A 799-nucleotide genomic window follows, 5' to 3' on the forward strand; every position below is an offset into this window, starting at 1 on the left:
AACATCGCAGAAATATTTACTCATCCAGACATAGTTATTGATATGAATAAGGATATACTTATTACGTATATATTCAATTCTACAGATAAGGGACTATCAATGGATAAAGCAGAAAAATATGCACATCAATTAGTAAATATTGCTTTGGAAAGTTATCCTAATGTCGATAGACATTCTTTTCTAGTTGAAAAAGTACGCTTACTTATTCAACAATTAAAACTATCTATCCAACGTCTCAAACAACTAGATGATGTCATGATTGAATTAGCACAACAACTCGATTGTTTTGAAAACATTCATTCGATACCAGGCATTGGTGAGTTAAGCGCAGCTATGATTATCGGAGAAATTGGAGATATCACACGATTTGGATCAAATAAACAACTCAATGCTTTTGTTGGTATTGATATCAAACGATATCAATCAGGTGGCACATCCAGTAGAGATACAATCAACAAACGTGGTAATAAAAAAGCGAGAAGACTTTTATTTTGGGTGGTTATGAATATTATAAGAGGACAACATCACTATGATAATCATGTCGTTGATTATTACTATAAACTAAGAAAGCAGCCTAATGAGAAATCTCATAAGACTGCCGTCATCGCTTGTATAAATCGACTATTAAAAACGATTCATTATCTGATAATGAATCAGAAATTGTACGATTATCAAATGTCCCCACATTAGCCAAACGTACAATCAAATCTAGTTTAACACCTTATTCAAAAAAATTAAATTGAACGGTTTAATTCAGTAATGCTTATTTTAAATATGATACCTTGACTAATCGTAGGAA

At 31.4% G+C, this 799-nt stretch carries 1 protein-coding gene; it reads left to right on the forward strand.

Features of this window, described 5'->3' with window-relative positions; genetic code table 11:
• A partial coding sequence (locus MHZ36_RS14250) for a transposase (RefSeq protein WP_239232324.1) occupies window positions 1-690 on the forward strand: 690 nt, incomplete at its 5' end.
• Window positions 691-799: the final 109 nt, after the last annotated feature.

The organism is Staphylococcus sp. ACRSN (assembly GCF_022346615.1).
Lineage (GTDB): Bacteria > Bacillota > Bacilli > Staphylococcales > Staphylococcaceae > Staphylococcus.